At 44.5% G+C, this 22,426-nt stretch carries 19 protein-coding genes and 1 other RNA gene; 19 read left to right on the forward strand and 1 reads right to left on the reverse strand.

Annotated elements, in window-relative coordinates:
- Nucleotides 1-49 precede the first annotated feature (49 nt).
- From NFS18_RS12950 to ilvA, 9 genes are all read left to right on the forward strand, one after another.
- On the forward strand, nucleotides 50-1,240 hold the full coding sequence (locus NFS18_RS12950) for an acetate kinase (RefSeq protein WP_251390781.1): 1,191 nt from the start codon (nucleotides 50-52) through the stop codon (nucleotides 1,238-1,240).
- A 235-nt stretch (nucleotides 1,241-1,475) separates the two neighbouring features.
- Nucleotides 1,476-2,003 (forward strand): YceD family protein, encoded by a 528-nt coding sequence (locus NFS18_RS12955; RefSeq protein WP_251390783.1) that lies wholly within the window; start codon nucleotides 1,476-1,478, stop codon nucleotides 2,001-2,003.
- A gap of 3 nt (nucleotides 2,004-2,006) precedes the next feature.
- On the forward strand, nucleotides 2,007-2,186 hold the full coding sequence (rpmF, locus tag NFS18_RS12960; protein WP_178599565.1) for a 50S ribosomal protein L32: 180 nt from the start codon (nucleotides 2,007-2,009) through the stop codon (nucleotides 2,184-2,186).
- 152 nt (nucleotides 2,187-2,338) lie between these two features.
- Nucleotides 2,339-3,355, forward strand: a complete 1,017-nt coding sequence (plsX, locus tag NFS18_RS12965; protein ID WP_251390785.1) for a phosphate acyltransferase PlsX — start codon at nucleotides 2,339-2,341, stop codon at nucleotides 3,353-3,355.
- A 70-nt stretch (nucleotides 3,356-3,425) separates the two neighbouring features.
- A complete protein-coding gene (gene acpP, locus NFS18_RS12970; RefSeq protein WP_251390787.1) occupies nucleotides 3,426-3,659 on the forward strand; it encodes an acyl carrier protein in 234 nt (77 codons plus the stop codon).
- Between the two features lie 60 nt (nucleotides 3,660-3,719).
- A complete protein-coding gene (gene rnc / locus NFS18_RS12975; protein WP_251390789.1) occupies nucleotides 3,720-4,415 on the forward strand; it encodes a ribonuclease III in 696 nt (231 codons plus the stop codon).
- 86 nt (nucleotides 4,416-4,501) lie between these two features.
- Nucleotides 4,502-8,062 (forward strand): chromosome segregation protein SMC, encoded by a 3,561-nt coding sequence (smc, locus tag NFS18_RS12980; RefSeq protein WP_251390791.1) that lies wholly within the window; start codon nucleotides 4,502-4,504, stop codon nucleotides 8,060-8,062.
- A gap of 89 nt (nucleotides 8,063-8,151) precedes the next feature.
- Nucleotides 8,152-9,090 (forward strand): signal recognition particle-docking protein FtsY, encoded by a 939-nt coding sequence (gene ftsY, locus NFS18_RS12985; RefSeq protein WP_251390793.1) that lies wholly within the window; start codon nucleotides 8,152-8,154, stop codon nucleotides 9,088-9,090.
- Nucleotides 9,091-9,111: 21 nt separating this feature from the next.
- Nucleotides 9,112-10,326, forward strand: coding sequence for a threonine ammonia-lyase (gene ilvA / locus NFS18_RS12990; protein WP_251390795.1), 1,215 nt, complete (start codon nucleotides 9,112-9,114; stop codon nucleotides 10,324-10,326).
- Between the two features lie 139 nt (nucleotides 10,327-10,465).
- Here the strand turns inward: ilvA and NFS18_RS12995 are convergent, their stop codons facing one another.
- Entirely contained in the window at nucleotides 10,466-11,635 is a 1,170-nt protein-coding gene (locus NFS18_RS12995) for a ribose-phosphate pyrophosphokinase (protein WP_251390796.1), read from the reverse strand.
- 363 nt (nucleotides 11,636-11,998) lie between these two features.
- Here NFS18_RS12995 and NFS18_RS13000 point away from each other — a divergent pair, with 363 nt between their 5' ends.
- The 10 genes from NFS18_RS13000 to rnpB all read left to right on the forward strand — a co-directional run bounded on the left by NFS18_RS13000 (nucleotide 11,999) and on the right by rnpB (nucleotide 22,384).
- On the forward strand, nucleotides 11,999-13,315 hold the full coding sequence (locus NFS18_RS13000) for a DUF512 domain-containing protein (protein WP_251390798.1): 1,317 nt from the start codon (nucleotides 11,999-12,001) through the stop codon (nucleotides 13,313-13,315).
- Nucleotides 13,316-13,351: 36 nt separating this feature from the next.
- Entirely contained in the window at nucleotides 13,352-14,683 is a 1,332-nt protein-coding gene (gene der, locus NFS18_RS13005; RefSeq protein WP_251390800.1) for a ribosome biogenesis GTPase Der, read from the forward strand.
- A gap of 3 nt (nucleotides 14,684-14,686) precedes the next feature.
- Entirely contained in the window at nucleotides 14,687-15,316 is a 630-nt protein-coding gene (gene plsY, locus NFS18_RS13010; protein WP_251390802.1) for a glycerol-3-phosphate 1-O-acyltransferase PlsY, read from the forward strand.
- Between the two features lie 109 nt (nucleotides 15,317-15,425).
- Nucleotides 15,426-16,439 (forward strand): NAD(P)H-dependent glycerol-3-phosphate dehydrogenase, encoded by a 1,014-nt coding sequence (locus tag NFS18_RS13015; protein WP_251390804.1) that lies wholly within the window; start codon nucleotides 15,426-15,428, stop codon nucleotides 16,437-16,439.
- 78 nt (nucleotides 16,440-16,517) lie between these two features.
- Entirely contained in the window at nucleotides 16,518-17,990 is a 1,473-nt protein-coding gene (gene spoIVA / locus NFS18_RS13020) for a stage IV sporulation protein A (RefSeq protein ID WP_251390806.1), read from the forward strand.
- 339 nt (nucleotides 17,991-18,329) lie between these two features.
- The gene (locus tag NFS18_RS13025; RefSeq protein ID WP_251390808.1) at nucleotides 18,330-19,154 is read left to right on the forward strand and encodes a purine-nucleoside phosphorylase; all 825 of its coding nucleotides are present in this window, start codon (nucleotides 18,330-18,332) and stop codon (nucleotides 19,152-19,154) included.
- A gap of 13 nt (nucleotides 19,155-19,167) precedes the next feature.
- The gene (locus NFS18_RS13030; RefSeq protein ID WP_251390811.1) at nucleotides 19,168-20,445 is read left to right on the forward strand and encodes an amidohydrolase; all 1,278 of its coding nucleotides are present in this window, start codon (nucleotides 19,168-19,170) and stop codon (nucleotides 20,443-20,445) included.
- Nucleotides 20,446-20,521: 76 nt separating this feature from the next.
- Entirely contained in the window at nucleotides 20,522-20,983 is a 462-nt protein-coding gene (locus NFS18_RS13035) for a MogA/MoaB family molybdenum cofactor biosynthesis protein (protein WP_251390813.1), read from the forward strand.
- Nucleotides 20,984-21,203: 220 nt separating this feature from the next.
- Nucleotides 21,204-21,686 carry a ribonuclease HI gene (gene rnhA / locus NFS18_RS13040; RefSeq protein WP_251390815.1) on the forward strand — a complete coding sequence of 161 codons (483 nt, stop codon included), beginning with the start codon at nucleotides 21,204-21,206 and terminating at the stop codon, nucleotides 21,684-21,686.
- Nucleotides 21,687-21,918: 232 nt separating this feature from the next.
- Nucleotides 21,919-22,384, forward strand: an RNA gene (rnpB, locus tag NFS18_RS13045) — RNase P RNA component class A.
- Nucleotides 22,385-22,426: the final 42 nt, after the last annotated feature.

The following is a 22,426-nucleotide window of genomic DNA, read 5'->3' on the forward strand; positions in this document are numbered from 1 at the left end:
ATGAACTTAGTGAATCGAATTTCCTAAAAAACAAATGGAGGAAAATATAATGAATGTTTTAGTAATCAACTGTGGAAGTTCATCCTTGAAATTCCAGTTAATCAATTCAGAATCCGAGGCAGTTCTGGCAAAAGGACTTTGTGAGAGAATCGGGATCGACGGCAGACTGACTTACCAGCCGGCAGGCGGAGAAAAGGAAGTAAATGATCTGGCTATGCCGACACATACAGAGGCGATTCAGTTTGTTATTGACGCTTTGACCAATGATAAGACTGGTGTTGTGAAGAGTCTGGACGAAATCGGAGCAGTGGGACACCGTCTCGTACACGGCGGAGAGAAGTTTGCATCTTCTGTTGTGATTACAGATGAAGTGAAGAAGGCAGTGGAAGAGTGCAACGACCTTGCACCGCTGCACAACCCGGCAAACTTAATCGGTGTTAATGCATGTGAGAAGTTGATGCCGAATACACCTATGGTTGCCGTATTCGATACTGCATTCCACCAGACGATGCCGGAGAAGGCTTATATGTATGGGCTTCCATATGAGTATTATGACAAATATAAAGTAAGACGTTATGGTTTCCATGGAACAAGCCATAGCTTCGTATCCAAACGTGTTGCTGAGATTGTCGGTGTTCCGTATGACCAGACAAAGACTATTGTGTGCCACCTTGGAAACGGCGCCAGTGTATCCGCAGTGCAAAACGGCAAGTCTGTAGATACTTCCATGGGACTGACTCCGCTGGAGGGTCTTGTAATGGGAACACGTTCTGGTGACATTGATCCGGCGATCTTAGAGTTCATTGCAAAGAAAGAGGGTCTTGATATTGCAGGTCTGATGAATATGCTGAATAAGCAGTCGGGGGTATTTGGTCTGTCAAATGGTGTATCCAGTGACTTCCGTGATCTGTGTGCCGCAGCAGAAGAAGGACAGAGACCGGCTCAGATCGCACTGGAAGTATTTGCATACAGAGTAGCAAAATACATTGGCGCATATACAGCTGCAATGAACGGTGTTGATAATATTGTGTTTACAGCGGGTATCGGTGAGAATGATGCTCAGATGAGAGAAGACATCTGCGCATATCTCGGATTCCTTGGAATTACGATCGACAAAGAGGCGAATGCAAAGCGAGGCGAAGAAATTGTTGTTTCCACACCGGATTCCAAAGTAAAGGTACTTGTTGTACCGACTAACGAAGAACTGGCAATTGCAAGAGAAACAGTTGCATTAGTTTAAGCGCCGGGTTTGGACAGAAGAATCATTGATGTGGGCAAATTCCCATCACTGGTTCTTCTGTTGTGTTTTTTGACAGAGCAAGAGTGTGCCGCAGCAGATGGTTTTGGCGCAATATGTCAGTATCTAGTATGTTTTTGAAAAAAGAGAGGAAAAATCAGAGAAAATCTGCAATATTATAGTTGACAAACCTAATTCCCATGATATAATAGTTTAGGTATGAATAGGAGTAATAAAAATGTTAATTAACCTATCAGACGTATTGTCAGAACAGCACAAGCCGATTGATGTTACGGTAGATTTTGAGATGGAGCAGTTTCAGGCGAAGTCAGAAACATTTCCGATCATAGAGAAATTGCCGGTACATGTTGTTATTTCTCATATCAAGGGCAAGGAACTAAGGATTCATGCAGAGACGAAAGTTACTGTTGTGATTCCCTGTGACCGGTGTCTGAGTGATGTGAAACAGGAGTTTTCGCTGGATTTTACAAAATATGTGGATCTGGCAGTGTCGGATGCTGAACTGAAAGAAGGATTCGATGAATCTAATTTTATTGACGGATATCATCTTGACGTGGACAAAATGCTCTATAACGAGATATTGGTAGGATGGCCGACGAAAGTTCTTTGCAGCGAAGACTGTAAGGGCATTTGCAGCGTTTGTGGTCAGAACCTAAATGAGGGTGCCTGTGCCTGTGAAGATACAGGTCTTGACCCAAGAATGTCAGTTGTCCGTGATCTGTTTAAGAATTTTAAGGAGGTGTAACCTATGTCTATCTGTCCAAAGAATAAATCTTCAAAAGCTAGAAGGGATAAAAGAAGAGCTAACTGGAAGATGAGCGCTCCGAATCTGGTAAAGTGCCCGAAGTGCGGAGAGCTGATGATGCCTCACAGAGTATGTAAGGCTTGCGGCAGCTACAACAAAAAGGAAATTGTATCTGTTGACTGATTTATGAAAACAGCACAAAACAACGAGTTTTCACAATTTTGTGGAGGCTCGTTTTTTTGCGGGGTAGAATCGTCATTTTTCGCAGATTTTATTATTGATTTTTAGGTGGATGTCTAGTAGAATGAATAGCAGTAATATAAGGAGGAAAAGTAATGTCTAAGATAATTACAGTTGCTCTGGATGCCATGGGCGGAGATAATGCGCCCGGCGAGATTGTCAAAGGTGCGGTCGAAGCAGTTCAGAAGCGTAAGGATATTAAGGTACTGCTGACAGGTAAGCAAGAGTTACTGGAACAGACTCTTTCCGGATATACTTACCCGACGGAACAGATTGAAATTGTCAATGCATCAGAGGTTATTGAAACAGCAGAACCGCCGGTGATGGCAATTCGCAGAAAAAAGGATTCTTCTCTTGTAGCTGCTATGAATCTGGTAAAACATGGAGAGGCAGACGCCTTTGTTTCAGCAGGCAGTTCGGGAGCGGTACTGGTCGGCGGACAGGTACTGGTCGGACGTATTAAGGGGATAGACAGAGCTCCGTTAGCGCCATTGATTCCAACGGCAAAAGGAGTATCTTTGCTGATCGACTGCGGCGCCAATGTGGATGCCAGACCAGCACATCTGGTGCAGTTTGCAAAGATGGGGTCCCTTTATATGAAGCATGTTGTGGGCAAAGAGAATCCGACAGTCGGTATTGTAAATATCGGTGCTGAGGAGGAGAAGGGAAATGCACTGGTGAAAGAGACATTTCCGATGTTAAAGGCATGTGAGGATATCAATTTTGTGGGAAGTGTGGAAGCAAGGGAAATTCCTAAGGGAGACGTGGATGTGATCGTCTGTGAAGCGTTTGTCGGAAATGTCATCCTTAAACTATATGAGGGACTTGCAGGCACGTTGGTGAAGAAGATTAAAGGGGGCATGATGTCTTCTATGCGGAGTAAGATCGGCGCGCTTCTTGTGAAGCCGGCGCTGAAAGCCACACTAAAAGAGTTTGATGCCAGTGAGTATGGCGGAGCGCCTCTTTTGGGACTGAATGGGCTGGTTGTAAAGACACATGGGAGTGCAGCTTCCAAAGAAGTGTGTAATTCGATCATACAGTGTGTCACATTTACAGAGCAGCGGATCAATGAGAGGATTCGCGAAGCGATCGTAGTTCCGGAAGGGAAATAACAGTAACAACAAAATAGAATAAATCATATCTAATGAAAAGACGAAATATAACAAGAAAGGAAGTAGTATTATGGAATTTGAAAAGTTGCAGAAAATCATTGCAGAAGTAATGGATGTGGAACCAGAGGATGTTCGTCCGGATATGGCGTTTGTAGATGATCTTGGAGCGGATTCACTGGATGTTTTCCAGATCATCATGGGAATCGAAGAAGAGTTCGATATCGAAATTGACAATGATGACGCGGCGAAGATCACAACAGTGCAGGATGCGGCGGATGAGATTAAAAAAGTGGTAGAACAATAAAAAGGTTCAGTCGAAAAAGCCCGCTATGGGCTTTTTCGAGTTTCATAAAGGAAGAAGATCATGAGTGAAAAATTAAAAAAACTGGAAAAAAGTATAGGATATTATTTTCAGAATGAAGGTCTGCTTAAGCAGGCTATGACGCACAGCTCTTATATCAATGAACATCATTTGAAGAAAACAGAGTGCAATGAAAGACTGGAATTTCTGGGTGATGCGGTATTAGAACTAGTTTCTAGTGAGTTTTTGTATCATGGGCACCCAGATGTGTCCGAAGGAGAACTGACGCGTACCCGTGCCAGTATGGTGTGTGAACCGTCTCTGGCATTTTGTGCAAGAGATATTGAGCTGGGAAGTTACCTTTTGTTAGGAAAGGGAGAAGAGGCTACCGGAGGCAGAGAACGGGATTCTGTGACATCAGACGCGATGGAAGCATTAATAGGTGCTATTTATCTGGACAGTGGTTTTACTAGTGCAAAAGAGTTTATCCACAGGTTTATACTGTCGGATCTGGAGAATAAAAAGCTCTTTTTCGATAGCAAGACCATTTTACAGGAAATCGTACAGGCGGAGGACGGACAGACAGCATCTTACCGACTGCTTGGAGAAGAGGGACCCGATCATAACAAGATATTTTTTGTGGAAGTATCTATCGGAGGAACCTGTTACGGTAAGGGAAAGGGACGCACAAAAAAGGCAGCGGAGCAGGAAGCTGCGTATCAGGCAATCCTGAAACTGCAAAAAGCGCAGAAGGGATAGTACGAAACGTAAATATTCAGTGCATGGTCTTGTGCTTGCTGTAAAGTCTGTAAGAAAATGTACTGGAAAAGATAAGCAGGTGTTTTATGTATTTAAAGAGTATTGAGGTGCAGGGGTTTAAATCCTTTGCAAATAAGATAAAATTTGACTTTCATCAGGGAATTACAGGAATCGTAGGACCCAACGGAAGCGGAAAGAGTAACGTTGCGGATGCGGTGCGCTGGGTACTCGGTGAACAGAGAGTCAAACAGCTTCGGGGCGGCACTATGCAGGATGTTATATTCTCAGGAACTGAAAACAGGAAGCCGCTGAGTTATGCATCTGTTGCGATTACGCTGAACAATACAGACCACCATCTTCCGGTAGATTATGAGGAAGTAACGGTGACACGTAAGCTTTACCGCTCGGGTGAAAGTGAATATCTCATCAACGGCGCGTCATGCCGTCTTAAGGATATCAATGAGATGTTTTATGATACCGGTATTGGCAAGGAAGGTTATTCCATTATCGGTCAGGGACAGATTGATAAGATTTTGAGCGGTAAACCGGAAGAGAGACGCGAGCTTTTTGACGAAGCAGCGGGAATTGTGAAGTTTAAGCGCAGAAAGAATACATCCTTAAAGAAACTGGATGAGGAACGTCAGAATCTGACCCGTGTAAATGATATTTTGTCAGAGCTGGAAAAGCAGATAGGACCTTTGCAGAAGCAGTCTGAGGTGGCAAGAGAATATTTAAAGAAGAAGGAAGAACTGAAAACCTTTGATATCAATATGTTTCTTCTGGAAACCGAAAGAATTAAGGAGCAGATCCGTGAAATTGATGAGAAGCTGAGAATTGCAACGGAGGAATTAGAAGAGGCAGATGTTCGTTATGGCGAGATGAAAACGGAGTATGACGCTATTGAGGAAGAGGTGGATCAGATAGATCTGTCCATTGAGACGGCAAAAAATCAGCTGAATAAGACAACCCTTTTAAAACAGCAGTTAGAAGGGCAGATCAATGTATTAAAGGAGCAGATCAATACAGTCCGCATGAATGATGAGCATTACGACAACCGCCAGCAGACGATCCGTATTGAGATTGAGACAAGAGAGGGGCAGCACAAAGAACTTGTAAAAGAGCAGACAGAAGTGCAGGCGAAATTGTCTGAGGTTTCCAAAGCGGATGAGGAAGCAAAGAAAAGTCTGATAGAAGTACAGAGCGGCATTGCGGCGCATACGGCGGAGATTGAACAGAGCAAGCAGGAGATTATGGAATTGCTCAATAACCGTGCATCTACCCGTGCCAAGATCCAGCATTACGATACTACGCAAGAGCAGATCACAGTTCGGAAAGCGGAACTTAATAAACTGCTTATTGAGATAACTGGAAGCGGCGAGAAGCTGGCAGGAACATTGAAAGAACACGAAGCACAGCTTGCCGGAGTCAAAGGAGAGATTGAAGGATATACATCTCAGATTCAGGAAAATGAAGCCAAGATCGCATCTTACCAGAAAGCGCTGAGCGATGGACAGGAAAAGCTCAGGATCGGACAGACAGCTTATCATAGAGAGTCTTCCCGTCTGGAGTCTTTGAAGAATATTACCGAACGTTATGACGGTTATGGCAACAGTATCCGTAAGGTTATGAGCAATAAGGATAAAGTTCCGGGACTTCTGGGAGTGGTTGCTGATATTATCAAGGTAGACAAGGAATATGAGATTGCTGTAGAGACCGCTCTGGGCGGAAGTATTCAGAACATTGTGACAGATACAGAGGAAACGGCAAAACGGATGATTCAGTATTTGAAGCAGAATAAGTTCGGACGGGCCACTTTCCTTCCGCTGACCAGTATGCATGGGAACGGAGGAATCCGAAATGAGGAAGCGCTGCGTGAGGCCGGAGTGATTGGTCTTGCAAGCACGCTGGTGACTGTGGATAAACGTTTTCAGGGACTGGCAGAACAACTGCTTGGCAGAACCATCGTTGTAGATCATATTGATCATGGAATTGCCATTGCAAGAAAGTACAGACAGTCATTACGTCTTGTTACACTGGAGGGAGATTTGATCAATCCAGGCGGTTCCATGACAGGAGGAGCTTTTAAGAATTCCAGCAACCTGCTCAGCAGACGGCGTGAAATCGAAGAATTTGAAGGAACGGTCGCACTGCTGAAAAAAGATATGGATGCGATGGAAAAATCTGTCAGTGAATTAAAAGAGAAGCGTGCAGCCTGCTATAATGAAAATGATGAATTGCAGCAGAAACTGAGCCGCGCGTCTATTTCTGAGAATACAGTGAAAATGAACATGGAGCAGGTGCTGAATCGTCTTCGTGAATTTGAAGAACGGAACAGAACATATAAGGCTGAGCAGGAAGGGCTTCACAGACGCCTGAAAGAGATTCTGGACAATGAAGATTCCATACAGATGGAACTGGAAACTTCTGAACGTCTGGAAAAGGAATTGAATGAGAAGATAGAACTTCTTAGCGGACAACTGGAAACAGAGCGTGCAAAAGAGGCAGTCCAGTTAAAACATTCAGAGGAAGTACATTTGTCCTATGCAAGTCTGGAGCAGCAGAATACATTTATTTCGGAAAATCTTTCACGTGTGGAAGAAGAGACTGCAAGGTTTGAATCGGAATTAAAGGAACTGGATATGCAGAAAGGCAACGCTTCCGGAGAGATTGCAGAGAAAGAAGAGCAGATCGGAGATTTACGGAAGACTATTGCTGATTCCACCGAATTATTTGCGGAGATTCAGGAAGAAATCAAGAGTCAGACTGCAAAACGGGAAGAACTGAACCGCCGGCATAAGGCATTTTTGGGTAAGCGTGAGGAATTATCCAGGCATATGGCAGATCTGGATAAGGAATGTTTCCGCCTGAACAGTCAGAAGGAGTCTTATGAAGAAGCATCTGACAAGCAGATAAACTATATGTGGGATGAATATGAACTGACTTATGGACGTGCGATGGAGTTAAGAGATGTTAACCTGACAGATCTGGCTTTCATGAAGCGTCAGATTCAATCACTGAAAAATGAAATTCGTAAGCTTGGCAATGTAAATGTCAATGCGATTGAAGATTATAAAAATGTTTCTGAACGTTATGAGTTCCTAAAAGAGCAGCATGACGATTTGGTAGAGGCAGAAACAACGCTTGTGAAGATTATTGAGGAACTGGATACAGCGATGCGCAGGCAGTTCCAGGAGCAGTTTGCATTGATCTGTACAGAATTTGATAAGGTGTTTAAGCAGTTATTCGGCGGCGGAAAAGGAACACTGGAACTGATGGAAGATGAGGATGTGCTAGAAGCAGGAATTAAGATTATTGCGCAGCCGCCGGGAAAGAAATTACAGAATATGATGCAGCTTTCCGGTGGAGAAAAAGCATTGACGGCGATTTCACTCTTGTTTGCGATCCAGAACCTGAAGCCATCTCCGTTCTGTCTGCTTGACGAGATCGAAGCGGCGCTGGATGACAGCAATGTGGTAAGATTTGCGCAGTATCTGCATAAGCTGACTAAGAATACACAGTTTATTGTTATTACCCACCGGCGGGGTACGATGACGGCAGCAGACCGCCTGTACGGAATTACGATGCAGGAAAAGGGTGTGTCTACACTTGTATCTGTGGATTTATTGGAAGATGAACTTACCAAATAATGTAAATGCACAGTTTATGTGCATTTTGGCTGTGAACGGTAAGGAGAAAGTAACGGTTCAACTGTTGTATAAGGATAAGGAGAGGGCAGATGGAGGAAAAGCAGGGATTTTTTAAACGACTGGTATCCGGTCTGACAAAGACCAGAGATAATATTGTATCTGGAATGGACAGTATTTTTTATGGATTTTCTCATATTGATGAGGACTTTTATGAAGAACTGGAAGAAGTATTGATCATGGGAGACTTAGGTGTCCGTACAACTATGAATATTCTGGATGATTTACGCGATAAGGTAAAAGAACAGCATATTAAAGAGCCGGCGGACTGCCGTCAGCTTTTGATCGACAGTATCAAGGAACAGATGGATGTAGGAGAGACTGCTTATGAGTTTGAAGACAGACAGTCCGTTGTATTTGTAATCGGAGTCAACGGTGTGGGAAAAACGACTACAATCGGAAAACTGGCGGGCAAGTTCCATGCAGAGCATAAAAAGGTCATTCTGGCAGCTGCAGATACCTTCCGTGCAGCTGCGGGAGAGCAGTTAAAGGAATGGGCCTTGCGTGCTCAGGTGGATATGATCGGCGGACAGGAGGGATCAGACCCGGCAGCCGTTGTCTTTGATGCAGTTGCGGCAGCAAAAGCGAGAAAGGCAGATATTCTTCTATGTGATACAGCCGGACGGCTGCATAACAAGAAGAATCTGATGGAAGAGTTGAAAAAGATTAACCGTATCATCGACCGGGAATATTCAGAAGCCTATCGGGAAACGTTGGTTGTTCTGGATGCAACGACCGGACAGAATGCATTGAATCAGGCGAAAGAATTCAATGAGGCGGCAGACATTACAGGCGTGATCCTGACTAAGATGGACGGAACTGCCAAAGGCGGAATCGCCGTTGCAATTCAGGCGGAATTGGGAATTCCGGTGAAATATATCGGAGTAGGCGAAGGAATTGATGATTTACAGAAATTTGATGCAGATAGGTTTGTAAACGCACTGTTTTTCCGTGAGGATGAGAGTGTATAACAGTTCAGGGGAGGAAGAAATATGTTGACATTAGAGAAATTTGAAGAGGCCAGTGAAGCAGTAAAGCGCGTCACCAGTCAGACGAAATTAGTATACAGTGAATATCTAAGTGAACAGACAGGTGGAAAGATTTACTTGAAACCGGAAAATATGCAGCGTACAGGAGCATATAAGCTGCGCGGCGCCTATTACAAGATCAGCACCATGACAGAGGAAGAGCGGGAACGGGGGCTGATTACAGCCTCTGCGGGAAACCATGCCCAGGGCGTAGCCTATGCGGCAAAGGCATTTGGATGTAAGGCAGTTATAGTGATGCCTACAGTTACTCCTCTGATCAAGGTGAACCGGACGAAGAATTACGGGGCAGAAGTTGTCCTGTATGGAGATGATTACGATGCAGCCTGCGCACATGCTTTAGAACTGGCTGAGAAAGAAGGATATACCTTTGTTCACCCGTTTAACGATCTGGATGTGGCTTCCGGACAGGGAACGATTGCTATGGAAATTGTACAGGAATTGCCGACAGTGGATTATATTCTTGCTCCGGTGGGCGGAGGCGGACTTTTGACAGGTGTGTCTACGCTTGCTAAAATGCTGAATCCAAAGATTCAGGTGATCGGTGTAGAACCGCTGGAGGCAGCCAGCATGACAGCAGCTTTAGAAGCCGGAGAAGTAGTAGAGCTGGAAAGTGCTAATACTATTGCAGACGGTACTGCAGTTCGTGCGGTAGGGGACAAGCTGCTTCCGTATGTGAAAGAAAATGTAGAGAAAATACTGTTGGTAGAAGATAATGAGTTGATCGGCGTCTTTTTGGATATGGTTGAGAATCATAAGATGGTTGTGGAAAATTCGGGACTTTTGAGCGTAGCAGCTTTGAAACAGCTTGACCTGAAAGGAAAGAAAGTTGTCTGTATCTTAAGCGGAGGTAACATGGATGTAATTACGATGTCCTCTGTAGTGCAGCATGGTCTGATTCAGAGAGACCGTATTTTCTCTGTATCAGTGCTCTTGCCGGATAAGCCAGGAGAACTGGTGAGTGTTGCGGCTGCCATTGCCGAGAATCAAGGCAATGTCATTAAGCTGGAGCATAATCAGTTTGTCAGTACCAACCGAAATGCGGCGGTAGAACTGCGTATCACGATGGAAGCGTTTGGAACGGAACATAAACACAGGATTATGGATGCATTGGAAAAGAAAGGATTCAGACCGAAGCTGATCAGCGCAAAGCTGTATTAAAATTGGATATTTAGTAATAGTTCAGCCTTATGGCTGCACTGTTACGGTATTTATGTTACTGTGCACAGCGTGCTGCTGTGCACAGTAACTATTTATTCTCTGAATGCGCTGTTTTTTGTGAGATGGAAAAGGAAAAATTCTATCCCCGGTGTTTCTCGAGAAGTGTATGAATCTTTACGGTCGGATCGAGAACCGTGCTGATCGATGTATCGTGATTCAGGGAATCTATGATAAGCGCAAGGAATTTGCTCATATCGGCGGTTACAAAGTACGGCTTCTCTTTCGCATACTGAGGCAGGTAGTTTAAATTGGTCGTGACAACTTTGTTGATATACCCCTTTTCGTAAAATTCATCAAATTTATCAAAGCCATCTGTAAACAATCCGAAAGTAGTGCAGACAAACACTCTGTCTGCATGACGTTCCTTGAGCTGCTTTGCCACATCCAGCATACTTTCACCAGAAGAAATCATATCATCTACAATAATAACATCTTTGCCGGCGACATCATCGCCGAGGAATTCATGGGCAACGATCGGGTTCTTGCCGCCTACGATCGTGGAGTAATCGCGGCGTTTGTAGAACATACCCATATCTACACTGAGGATATTGGAGAAATAGACGGCACGGTGCATAGCTCCTTCATCCGGACTGACAATCATCAGATGATTTTTATCCGCCTTAATATCAGGAACTGTGCGGAAGAGCGCTTTCATAAACTGATATGCAGGAGTAAAGGAATCAAATCCTTTCAGCGGAATCGCATTCTGTACGCGCGGATCATGGGCATCAAAAGTCAGGATGTTGGAAACACCCATTGCAGTCAGTTCTTTCAGTGCAAGGGCACAGTCCAGAGACTCCCTTTTGCTGCGCTTATGCTGACGGCTCTCGTACAAAAAAGGCATGATGACGTTGACGCGGTGGATTTTGCCGGTAGCTGCGGAAATGATACGTTTTAAATCCTGAAAATGATCATCCGGTGACATATGGTTGATATGTCCGTTGACGGTATATGTCAGGCTATGGTTACAGACATCCGTCATAATAAAGAGGTCGGCTCCTCGGATCGATTCTTTTAAGGTTCCTTTTGCCTCGCCGCTTCCGAAGCGGGGGCAACTACAGTCTACAAGATAGGTGTTAGTCTTATAATTCAGATACAGAGGGGAACTTTCGATGTCGTTAATTGTATTTTGACGAAAAGCGACAATGTAGTCGTTAATTTTTTGTCCAAGTTCCTTACAACTCTCCATAACTGCCAGCTTTAATGGCGCTACGGGCAATGTTTTTTCCATTTGTTCAATGTTTGGCATGACATTCTCCTATTATGTATAAATTATTCTCAGACAGACAATGAACAGCATACCAAAGGCATGATGCGGGGAGTCTGATACAAAAAGAGGGAGGGTTTGTTACTGTTCACACCCTGCTGCTGTGCACAGTAACCGCATTTGCGCATTTAAAATCGCCTGCGGCGAGGCACAAATGCCTGTAAACTTTACTGTATTGGGTCGTAAATGCACAGTTTATGCGCATTTCGACTGTGAACAGTAACGAGAATTTCCCATCTGACAATTATGATTATAACATTTTTTAACATAAATTCAAGCATTTGTGGTATACTGATTGCACGAGTGCAATAAAAGCCGATACATCAAAAATCCAAAGGAGTTATTATGGAACACAGGCATATGATCAGTTCCGTGGCAAAAGGAAGTATTGCCCGTGAAATGGGAATCGAACCGGGTGATATTCTCCTTAGTGTAAACGGACACGAAATAGAAGATATATTTGATTATAGATACTATATAGAAGATGAATATTTGGAGCTTTTGATCGAGAAGCCAGACGGTGAACAGTGGGAACTGGAGATTGAAAAGGAAGAGTATGAAGATCTGGGGATGGAATTTGAGCAGGGGCTGATGGATGAATACCGTCACTGTCACAACAAGTGTATATTCTGCTTTATCGACCAGATGCCGCCTGGGATGCGGGACACGTTATATTTTAAGGACGATGATTCGCGGCTGTCCTTTTTGCAGGGGAATTATGTAACGCTGACAAACATGAGTGAACATGATATTTCCCGAATTATCAAGTACCGTCTGGAGCCTATCAATATTTCTTTTCAGACCATGAATCCAGAACTTCGATGCCGTATGCTGCACAATCGCTTTGCGGGTGAGGCATTGAAAAAGGTGGATATTCTCTATGAAGCGGGGATTGAAATGAATGGGCAGATCGTACTCTGCAAGGGATTTAATGACGGGGATGAGCTGGAATTCAGTATACGCGAATTGACAAAGTATCTGCCGAATCTGCGGAGCGTGTCAGTGGTTCCGGTGGGATTGTCCAAGTACAGGGATGGACTGGAGCCGTTGATATCTTTTACAAAAGAGGATGCACGCCAGGTTCTGGAGACTGTTCATAAATGGCAGGAGATGCTCTATCCTGAGCATGGAGTTCATTTTATTCATGCAAGTGATGAGTGGTATCTGCTGGCGGAGGAAGAACTGCCGGAAGAATCCTGTTATGATGGATATTTGCAGCTGGAAAACGGTGTTGGTATGCTGCGTCTTCTGGAAAATGAATTTACAGAGGCATTAGAATCAGAGATTGGGGATGATATTGAACGGAACGTTACGATTGCAACCGGACAGCTTGCATATCCGGCGCTTTGCCGTCTGATGGAACGGCTGAGGGAGAAATTTCCGAATACGAAAGCAGATGTGCGTCCTGTTAAAAATAAGTTTTTCGGGGAGAGTATTACTGTATCAGGACTGATCACAGGAGGCGATCTGATTGAACAGATGAAGGAGATCACACTGGGTGAGAGGATGCTGATCCCATGCAATATGCTCCGTATTGATGAGGAGGTTTTTTTGGATGATTATACAGTGTCAGAAGTGGAGAAGGCTTTACAAGTGCCGCTTAATATTGTAAAATCAAGCGGACAAGACTTGTTGGATACTGTGCTTGGACGGAATATATGATTTTGAAGGTGAAATCAAGAAAGAGGTAGTAGATAGATGAAAAAGAAACCAGTAGTTGCGATCGTGGGCAGACCGAATGTCGGAAAATCCACATTGTTTAATGTATTGGCGGGAGAGATGATCTCCATCGTCAAAGACACTCCCGGGGTGACCAGAGACCGTATTTATGCGGATGTATCATGGCTCGACAGGGAATTTACAATGATTGATACAGGCGGAATCGAGCCGGACAGCAAGGATATTATTTTATCTCAGATGCGGGAACAGGCGCAGATTGCTATTGATACCGCAGATGTCATTATTTTTATTACAGATGTAAAGCAGGGGCTTGTAGATTCGGACTCTAAGGTGTCAGATATGCTTCGCCGTTCAGGTAAGCCGATTGTGCTGGCTGTCAATAAAGTAGACAATTTTGATAAATATATGCCCGATGTATATGAGTTTTATAATCTGGGAATCGGCGATCCTGTACCAATTTCAGCGGCATCACGGCTGGGATTGGGAGATATGCTGGATATCGTTATTTCTTATTTCCCAGAGGGGGCAGAGACAGAAGAAGAGGATGAACGTCCGAGAATTGCCATTGTAGGAAAACCGAATGTAGGGAAATCTTCTATCATCAACAAACTGGCAGGAGAGAGCCGAGTGATCGTATCGGATATTGCCGGAACGACCCGTGATGCCATTGATACTGAAGTAAAGTATGACGGCAAAGAATATATTTTTATTGATACGGCGGGACTTCGCAGAAAGAATAAGATCAAAGAAGAGCTGGAGCGTTACAGTATTATTCGTACGGTAACAGCGGTAGAGCGTGCAGATGTGGTTCTGATGGTCATTGACGCTGTAGAGGGTGTAACCGAACAGGATGCAAAGATTGCTGGAATAGCTCATGAGAGAGGCAAGGGAATCATTATCGTTGTCAATAAGTGGGATGCCATTGAGAAGAATGACAAGACCATGAAGGAATACGAGGGCAAGGTGCGCCAGATTCTTTCCTTTATGCCGTATGCCGAGATTATGTATGTATCTGCATTGACGGGACAGCGGCTTTTGAAGCTGTATGACATGATTGATATGGTCATACAGAATCAGACACTGCGTGTGGCAACGGGTGTACTCAATGAGATTATGACAGAAGCTGTGGCAATGCAGCAGCCGCCGTCAGATAAGGGAAAGCGTCTGAAGCTATATTATATTACACAGGTAGCGGTGAAGCCGCCTACTTTTGTTATTTTTGTAAATGATAAAGAACTGATGCATTTTTCTTACACAAGATATCTGGAAAACAAGATCCGTGAGGCTTTTGGGTTCCGCGGAACTTCGTTGAAATTTTTTATCCGAGAAAGAAAAGAGAAGGAGCAGTAGAGTATGGAACGAATTATCTGTCTAATTGTAGGTTATGTATTCGGGCTGTTTCAAACCGGGTATCTGGTCGGTAAATTGCATCATATTGATATCCGTCAGCAGGGCAGCGGCAATGCGGGGACGACCAATGCGCTGCGTGTGATGGGGTGGAAAGCCGGAGCGCTTACATTTGCAGGAGATGTGCTGAAATGTGTGCTGGCAGTAGCATTGATGCGGTTCGTTTTCCGGGAGACGAAGTGTGTGCCGCTGCTTGGAATGTATACAGCAGTAGGAGTTACTTTGGGTCACAACTTTCCATTTTATATGAAGTTTAAAGGTGGAAAGGGAATCGCCGTACTGGCAGGACTGGTCGTATCTACCGGTTTAATGATGGTGCCGATTCCGCTGGCAGCATTTCTGGCAGCAGTGCTTTTGACAAGATATGTATCACTTGGCTCGCTTCTGGCATCAACTACATTCTTTCTGGAAGTGGTACTATTTGGAGAGCTGGGTGGATTTGATATGGCGTTGAATTACCGGCTGGAAATGTACGGAGCAGCTTTTCTTTTGATGGTGCTGGCATGGGTCCGGCATAAGGATAATATCAAGCGGCTGATGGCAGGCGAAGAGAGCCGTTTCGGAGTGAAGAAGTAAATCATAGAAATATCTACATAATGATACCCGTTCAGTTATGACAGTCTGTCTGAATGGGTATATATAAACAATAGTATATGAATATTGGCTGAAAAGGAGATTGGAGATTATGGCAAATGTAGGGATCATCGGTGCGGGAAGCTGGGGAACAGCTCTTTCATCGCTTCTTTATGATAACGGACACCAGGTAACGGTCTGGTCTATTGATGAAAATGAAGTGCGGATGCTGAATGAGGAGCGGGAACATAAGACAAAACTGCCGGGAGTAAAGTTGCCGGATGATATGATATTTACAGGAGATCTGGAAAGTGCTGTAACAGAAAAAGATGTTCTCATACTGGCAGTACCGTCTCCATTTACTCGTGCTACAGCAAAGAAGATGGCTTCCTATGTGGCAGAGGGACAGATTATCGTAGATGTGGCAAAGGGAATTGAGGAGAGCAGTCTGAAGACACTGTCCCAGCAGATTGAAGAAGAGATTCCGCAGGCAGATGTGGCAGTTCTTTCTGGCCCGAGTCATGCAGAAGAAGTGGGACGCAGGCTCCCGACTACCTGCGTGATTGGCGCAAAGTCAAAAGAGACTGCGGAATATCTGCAGAAAATGTTTATCAGTAAGGTGTTCCGTGTGTATACCAGCCCGGATATATTAGGAGTTGAGCTGGGCGGTTCCCTGAAAAATGTGATCGCTCTGGCAGCAGGTATTGCAGATGGGCTGGGATATGGTGATAACACGAAGGCGGCTCTGATCACAAGAGGAATTGCGGAAATAGCAAGACTGGGTGTGAAGATGGGCGGTAAGATCCAGACATTTACCGGATTGACGGGGATTGGCGACCTGATCGTGACTTGTGCCAGTATGCACAGCCGAAATCGAAAGGCAGGATATTTGATCGGGCAGGGCAAGTCTATGCAGGAAGCAATGGATGAAGTCAAGATGGTTGTAGAAGGAGTGTATTCTGCAAAGGCGGCAGCGGCGCTGGCAAAGAAGTATGGTGTGTCCATGCCGATTGTAAGTGAAGTTAATGCAGTGCTTTTTGAGGGGAAGAATCCGGCAGAGGCGGTAGATGATCTGATGCAGAGGGAACTTCGGAGCGAAGCGGCAGCTCTTTTGTGGGAAGAATAAATAAAAACAGATTGCGTTTAGGAATAACCCCCGTGGATTCTGCATACATTGGTATCAGCAGAACAAGGGGGTATTTTTATGGATTCATTTCAGTTATACAAAGACATGAAAGCCAGAACCAATGGCGAAATCTACATTGGAGTAGTCGGACCGGTTCGGACAGGCAAATCAACCTTTATCAAGAGATTTATGGATCTTCTCGTACTGCCCAATATGGCGGACGAACATGCAAAGGAAAGGACGAAGGATGAGCTGCCCCAGTCAGCTTCAGGAACAACAATTATGACTACAGAGCCTAAGTTTGTTCCAAAGGAGGCGGCGGAAATCCGTCTGGCGGAGGATGTGGATGTAAAAGTCCGTTTAATTGACTGTGTGGGATTTATGATAAAGGGAGCTTCCGGACACACAGAGAATGATACAGAGCGCCAGGTAAAAACACCATGGTTTGATTATGAGATTCCATTTACAAAAGCAGCAGCTATCGGAACGCAGAAAGTCATTCATGACCATTCTACTATAGGAATTGTGGTAACGACAGATGGCAGCATCGGAAATCTTCCGAGAGAAAATTATGAGGCAGCAGAAGAAAAGACGGTGCAGGAGCTTCGTTCCATTGGCAAGCCGTTTCTTATGCTCTTAAATTGTAAGAAGCCATATACGGAAGAAGCGAAGGCATTGAAGACGGAACTGGAAGAAAAATATCAGGTATCGGTTTTGCCGGTCAACTGCGAACAGATGAAAGAGGAAGATGTACATAATATCATGCGGCAGGTATTATATGAGTTCCCGATTTCAGAGGTAGAGTTCTTTATTCCCAAATGGGTGGAAATGCTTTCCAGAGACCATGACATCAAACAAGATCTGCTAAAAGCAGTGCGGGCGGTGATGGACGGGATGCAGGATATCCGCAGTGCGGCAGCAGGTATACCGGAGTGTGACAGTGATTACATAGAGAGAATTCAGATTGAAAAAATCGAGATGGATAGTGGAAAAGTAAGAGTGCGGATTGCTTTTGACCAGAAATTTTACTACGAGGTGCTTAGTGACCTGACAGGAACTTCGATTCAGAGTGAGTATGAATTGATATCTGTGATGAAAGAACTGTCTGCTATGAAGGAAGAATATACACAGATCAAAGATGCTTTTGCTGATGTGAAGATGAAAGGCTATGGTGTGGTGAGTCCGAAACGAGAAGAAATCCGCCTGGAGGAACCGTTGATCATCAAGCAAGGCAACAAATTCGGTGTAAAGATTCGTTCTGAGGCTCCGTCCATCCATATGATCCGTGCCAATATTGAAACAGAGATTGCGCCGATTGTGGGAAATGAACAGCAGGCACAGGATCTTGTAGATTACATCAAGGCAGAGAGTGAAACAGAAGACGGTGTGTGGGCGACAAATATTTTTGGAAAGTCAGTGGAAGAACTGGTAATGGATGGAATGAGAGGTAAGATGGCGATGATCAATGATGAGAGCCAGGTGAAACTGCAGGATACAATGCAGAAAATTGTGAATGAGAGTAATGGAGGGCTTGTCTGTATTATTATCTGAGAGAAAAGTGAAGAATCTGGCAAGGGACGGGAATTTTTTGAAGCCTTATAAGCTGCGCCTGAATTTCCTTACTTTGTCAGATCTGGCTCATTTTTGTAACTATCCAGCCATATACAAATCCTACAAAAAACGTCTTGTTGTAAGCAAGCTTACCAATTCGTTTTTGTAGATTTATGCATGGCTGAACTGTTACCTCAATTTTTTTATATTTATAAGTTTTTCTTGTGGGGGAAGGGGAGTCTATGTATAATAGTATTCATAGTGTAGACATTGTAATCATGAACTGTAAGATGAATGGTTATGACTTGGAAAAATAAATTTTGAAAGGACAAAAGAATCATGAGTGCACAGTATGAAAAGTTGATGAAGTGTTATGAGTATTGTAGAACGGTGACGGATTTTCAGCCGAAGGTGGGATTGATACTAGGTTCCGGTCTGGGAAATTATGCGAAGAATATGAGGATAGAATGTGAGATTCCTTACGGGGATATTCCGGGATTTCCGGTGTCTACTGTTCAGGGGCATGACGGACGTTTCCTGTTTGGATATATCGGGGATGTTCCGGCGGTTTTGATGAAAGGAAGAGTGCATTATTATGAGGGGTACTCTATGGAAGAGGTTGTGCTTCCAACCCGGCTGATGAAGCTTTTTGGCATAGAGGTTTTGGTTTTGACCAATGCGGCAGGCGGTATCAACCGAAAGTTTTCTGCCGGCGATTTTATGATGATCACAGATCAGATTTCTAATTTTGTACCGTCTCCGTTGATTGGGAAGAATGTAGATGAGTTGGGAGAACGATTCCCGGATATGACGCATATTTATGATGTAGAATTGCAGCAGTTGATTCTGAAAACTGCAAAGGAAGAAAAAATTCCGATTCAGCAGGGAATCTATGTGCAGACATCGGGACCGAATTTTGAAAGTCCGGCAGAGATTAGAATGTTCGGGATGCTGGGAGCAGATGCAGTCGGTATGAGTACTGCCTGTGAGGCATTAGCGGCAAGACATGCGGGAGTCCGGGTATGTGGTATTTCATGTATTTCTAATATGGCATGCGGAATTTGTGATGAGGAATTGAGCCATCTGGATGTACAGGCTGTGGCGGACAAGCGGGCAGGAGAGTTTGAGCGCCTCGTGACACGGATGATAGAAAACTTAAACTAAGATGGAGGATAGGATGAACATAAGAATTTATAATGTACGGATTATGACGATGGAAGAGGGACAAGCGCCTTTTATTGGGGAAGTGCGGATTGAAGGGGATACTATTTCTTATGTGGGAGAAATGAAAGAAGACACAGAAGGAAAGTGGAACCGGGAGATTGACGGAAAAGGTAATCTTCTGATGCCGGGATTTAAGAATGCCCATACCCATACGGCAATGACATTTTTAAGATCTTATGCAGACGATATGAAACTGGATGAGTGGCTGCATCAGCAGGTATTTCCGAATGAGGCGAAATTGACAGGAGAATCTTTGTACTGGTTTACAAAGCTGGGGATTATGGAATATCTGACAAGTGGAATCACAGCGGCTTATGACATGTATTTTAAAGTGGATGACGGCGCAAGAGCAGCAAAGGACTGCGGTTTCCGCTATGTATTCTGCGATAGTATCAATGATTTCGGCGGAACGGTGGAAGGCGTGGAACAGGATTATCTGCGTTTGAATCAGGATGAGAAGAGAGAAATCAGTCACCGCATTGGATTCCATGCTGAGTATACAACGAGTAAGGAACTGATGGAGGGGCTTTCTGCGTTGGCAGACAAGTATGAGGCTCCGGTGAGCGCTCATTGTTCCGAGACAAAAAATGAGGTGGAAGGGTGTAAAGAACGATATGGTATGACTCCGGTCGCGCTGTTGGATTCTCTGGGAATGTTCCGTCATGGAGGCTCCTTGTTCCATTGTGTTCATATGGAGGAAGATGATTTCAGAATTTTGAAAGAACGAGGTGTTTATGTAGTGACGAATCCGGCATCTAACTTGAAGCTGGCAAGCGGGATTGCGCCGATTCAGAGATTTCTGGAGGAAGGAATTCCGGTAGCTATCGGAACAGACGGAGCTGCAAGCAATAACTGTCTGGATATGTTCAGGGAAATGTTCCTTGTTACAGGACTTCAGAAAGTAGTCTGTGATGATCCAGAAGTGGTTCCGGCGAGTGAAGTATTGAAAATGGCAACAGTCAACAGCGCACTGGCGATGGGACTGACAGAATGTGATACACTGAAAGCAGGGAAGAAGGCAGATATGATCCTGATCGATCTGAATCAACCGAATATGCAGCCGGTTCAGAATGTGGAGAAAAATCTGGTGTACAGCGGAAGCAAACAGAATGTGAAAATGACCATGGTAGGCGGAAAGATACTTTACGAGGATGGAGAATTTTTCTTAGATGTACCGAAGGAAGAGATTTATGCCAGAGCAAATGAATATGCGAGACAGATTCTAGGGTAAATTAAGAATATAGGAAAAAGGGATGACCGTCAGGACCGGTCACATATTGGATGAAAAGCAGAGAGGAAGTATAAGATTGAAAGCAGCGATTTTTACGATTAATACGAAATTATATCAAGAGAAAAAGGACAGCCCGGCAACCGTGGTATTAAAACGGATCCTGGGGCAGGCAGGACTAGAAGTAAGAGCGGGGGCGCTGCCGGAAGAGAGGGATGTAATATCTGCTGTGATGAAGCAGCTTGCAGAGAATCATTCTGTACAGCTGATTCTGACAGTGGGGGCGAATGGATTCCAAAAGCAGGATTGTGCACCGGATGCTCTGTGTGACGCGGTAGAACGCCTCCTTCCGGGGATCCCGGAAGCAATGCGCGCTTATCATATGCGGTCTTCCAGAAAAATGGTCCTGGATTGTTCCAGGGCAGGAATCTGTGAGAATACACTGATTGTCAATCTTCCTGGAAACTCAAAGCTTGCAAAGGAAGGGCTTGAATATGTACTGCCGGAGATAATGCAGGTAGTGGAAGCTCTGAATCTTTAAAAGAGATGTCACAGCAGGTGAACTTAGCATAGAGCGGATTGTGTAATAGTGCAGCAGGAGTAACAGTTCAGCATAGGACTTTTCACTTGCTGAAAAGTCCGTAAGAATATGTAGTGGAGAAATAGAATCCGCCCTTTCACAGCAGGTGAATTTAAAATAGGGCGGATTCAGTAACAGTTCAGCCTTTCGGCTGAACTGTTACCAGAGAGGATAAAATGTTATGAAAGTAGTATTATATACGGATGGGGCGGCAAGAGGTAATCCAGACGGACCCGGCGGATACGGGGCAGTGCTGGAATATGTAGACGGCAAAGGAACATTACACACAAAAGAATTATCCCAGGGATACGTCAAGACAACTAACAACCGGATGGAGCTGATGGCGGTCATTACTGGTTTGGAGGCATTGAACCGTCCCTGTACGGTGGATGTGTATTCTGATTCTAAATATGTGGTAGATGCTTTCAACCAGCACTGGATTGACGGATGGCTGAAAAAAGGATGGAAGCGGGGCAAGAATGAGCCTGTAAAAAATGTGGATTTGTGGAAACGGCTATTGTTGGTGAAGGAAAAGCATGATGTGACATTTCACTGGGTAAAGGGTCATGACGGACATCCCCAGAATGAGCGGTGCGATGTGTTGGCAACAACTGCGGCAGATGGCAGTGAACTGATTGCAGATGAAGGTTTGAATGAAAACTAGAAGTGCAGTACTGTGGTAACAGTTCAGCCCAGGGCTTTGCACTTGCTGCAAAGTCCGTAAAAATATGTGATGGAAAAACAGAATCCGCCCTTTCACCGTAGGTGAACTTAAAATAGGGTGGATTCAGTTGCCAAGCATGCGTTAGTTTGGCATGAATATGTTCGGCATGGAAAAGAAAAAAAGATTTACAAGAGTAAAAAGTTGAGTTACAATAAAAAACGGTTTTATTAGTCAAGTAGGACAGGCAATCGCGGCTGCAGATGCCGAAAGGCTGCAGGTGAGGAAAGTCCGGGCTTCATAGGGCAGGATGCCGGATAACGTCCGGTGGAGGTGACTCCAAGGCCAGTGCAACAGAAATATACCGCATGAGCAATGAGCCATGCGCCATTACAGCAAGGACTGCATGGTAAATGTATTACCAAAGCAGTTGCTGCTGTAATGGGATACGGTGATTACCGCAGGGTTTGTGTAATGACACATGGCTCATTGTTCATGTAAGGGTGGAAAGGCAGTGTAAGAGACTACCGCCTCTCTGGTAACAGCGAGGGCACATGTAAACCCCATCCGAAGCAAGACCGGAAAAAAGCAATGTGGCTGCCCGTCACGCTTTAGGTAGGTCGCTTGAATCCGGCGGCGACACCGGAACTAGATAGATGATTGTCCAACGACATAACCCGGCTTATCGTCCAGCTTGACTATTGAAAGCAGAAATATATACTGTCTTTTCCGCATTGCAAAAA

Source organism: Mediterraneibacter agrestimuris, assembly GCF_943193195.1.
Taxonomy (GTDB): domain Bacteria; phylum Bacillota; class Clostridia; order Lachnospirales; family Lachnospiraceae; genus Schaedlerella; species Schaedlerella agrestimuris.

Bases quoted from the DNA above. Each gene is read 5' to 3' on its own strand.
- NFS18_RS12950 (WP_251390781.1), top strand. From the start codon at position 50: ATGAATGTTTTAGTAATCAACTGTGGAAGTTCATCCTTGAAATTCCAG.
- NFS18_RS12955 (WP_251390783.1), top strand. From the start codon at position 1,476: ATGTTAATTAACCTATCAGACGTATTGTCAGAACAGCACAAGCCGATT.
- rpmF (WP_178599565.1), top strand. From the start codon at position 2,007: ATGTCTATCTGTCCAAAGAATAAATCTTCAAAAGCTAGAAGGGATAAA.
- plsX (WP_251390785.1), top strand. From the start codon at position 2,339: ATGTCTAAGATAATTACAGTTGCTCTGGATGCCATGGGCGGAGATAAT.
- acpP (WP_251390787.1), top strand. From the start codon at position 3,426: ATGGAATTTGAAAAGTTGCAGAAAATCATTGCAGAAGTAATGGATGTG.
- rnc (WP_251390789.1), top strand. From the start codon at position 3,720: ATGAGTGAAAAATTAAAAAAACTGGAAAAAAGTATAGGATATTATTTT.
- smc (WP_251390791.1), top strand. From the start codon at position 4,502: ATGTATTTAAAGAGTATTGAGGTGCAGGGGTTTAAATCCTTTGCAAAT.
- ftsY (WP_251390793.1), top strand. From the start codon at position 8,152: ATGGAGGAAAAGCAGGGATTTTTTAAACGACTGGTATCCGGTCTGACA.
- ilvA (WP_251390795.1), top strand. From the start codon at position 9,112: ATGTTGACATTAGAGAAATTTGAAGAGGCCAGTGAAGCAGTAAAGCGC.
- NFS18_RS12995 (WP_251390796.1), bottom strand. From the start codon at position 11,635: ATGCCAAACATTGAACAAATGGAAAAAACATTGCCCGTAGCGCCATTA.
- NFS18_RS13000 (WP_251390798.1), top strand. From the start codon at position 11,999: ATGGAACACAGGCATATGATCAGTTCCGTGGCAAAAGGAAGTATTGCC.
- der (WP_251390800.1), top strand. From the start codon at position 13,352: ATGAAAAAGAAACCAGTAGTTGCGATCGTGGGCAGACCGAATGTCGGA.
- plsY (WP_251390802.1), top strand. From the start codon at position 14,687: ATGGAACGAATTATCTGTCTAATTGTAGGTTATGTATTCGGGCTGTTT.
- NFS18_RS13015 (WP_251390804.1), top strand. From the start codon at position 15,426: ATGGCAAATGTAGGGATCATCGGTGCGGGAAGCTGGGGAACAGCTCTT.
- spoIVA (WP_251390806.1), top strand. From the start codon at position 16,518: ATGGATTCATTTCAGTTATACAAAGACATGAAAGCCAGAACCAATGGC.
- NFS18_RS13025 (WP_251390808.1), top strand. From the start codon at position 18,330: ATGAGTGCACAGTATGAAAAGTTGATGAAGTGTTATGAGTATTGTAGA.
- NFS18_RS13030 (WP_251390811.1), top strand. From the start codon at position 19,168: ATGAACATAAGAATTTATAATGTACGGATTATGACGATGGAAGAGGGA.
- rnhA (WP_251390815.1), top strand. From the start codon at position 21,204: ATGAAAGTAGTATTATATACGGATGGGGCGGCAAGAGGTAATCCAGAC.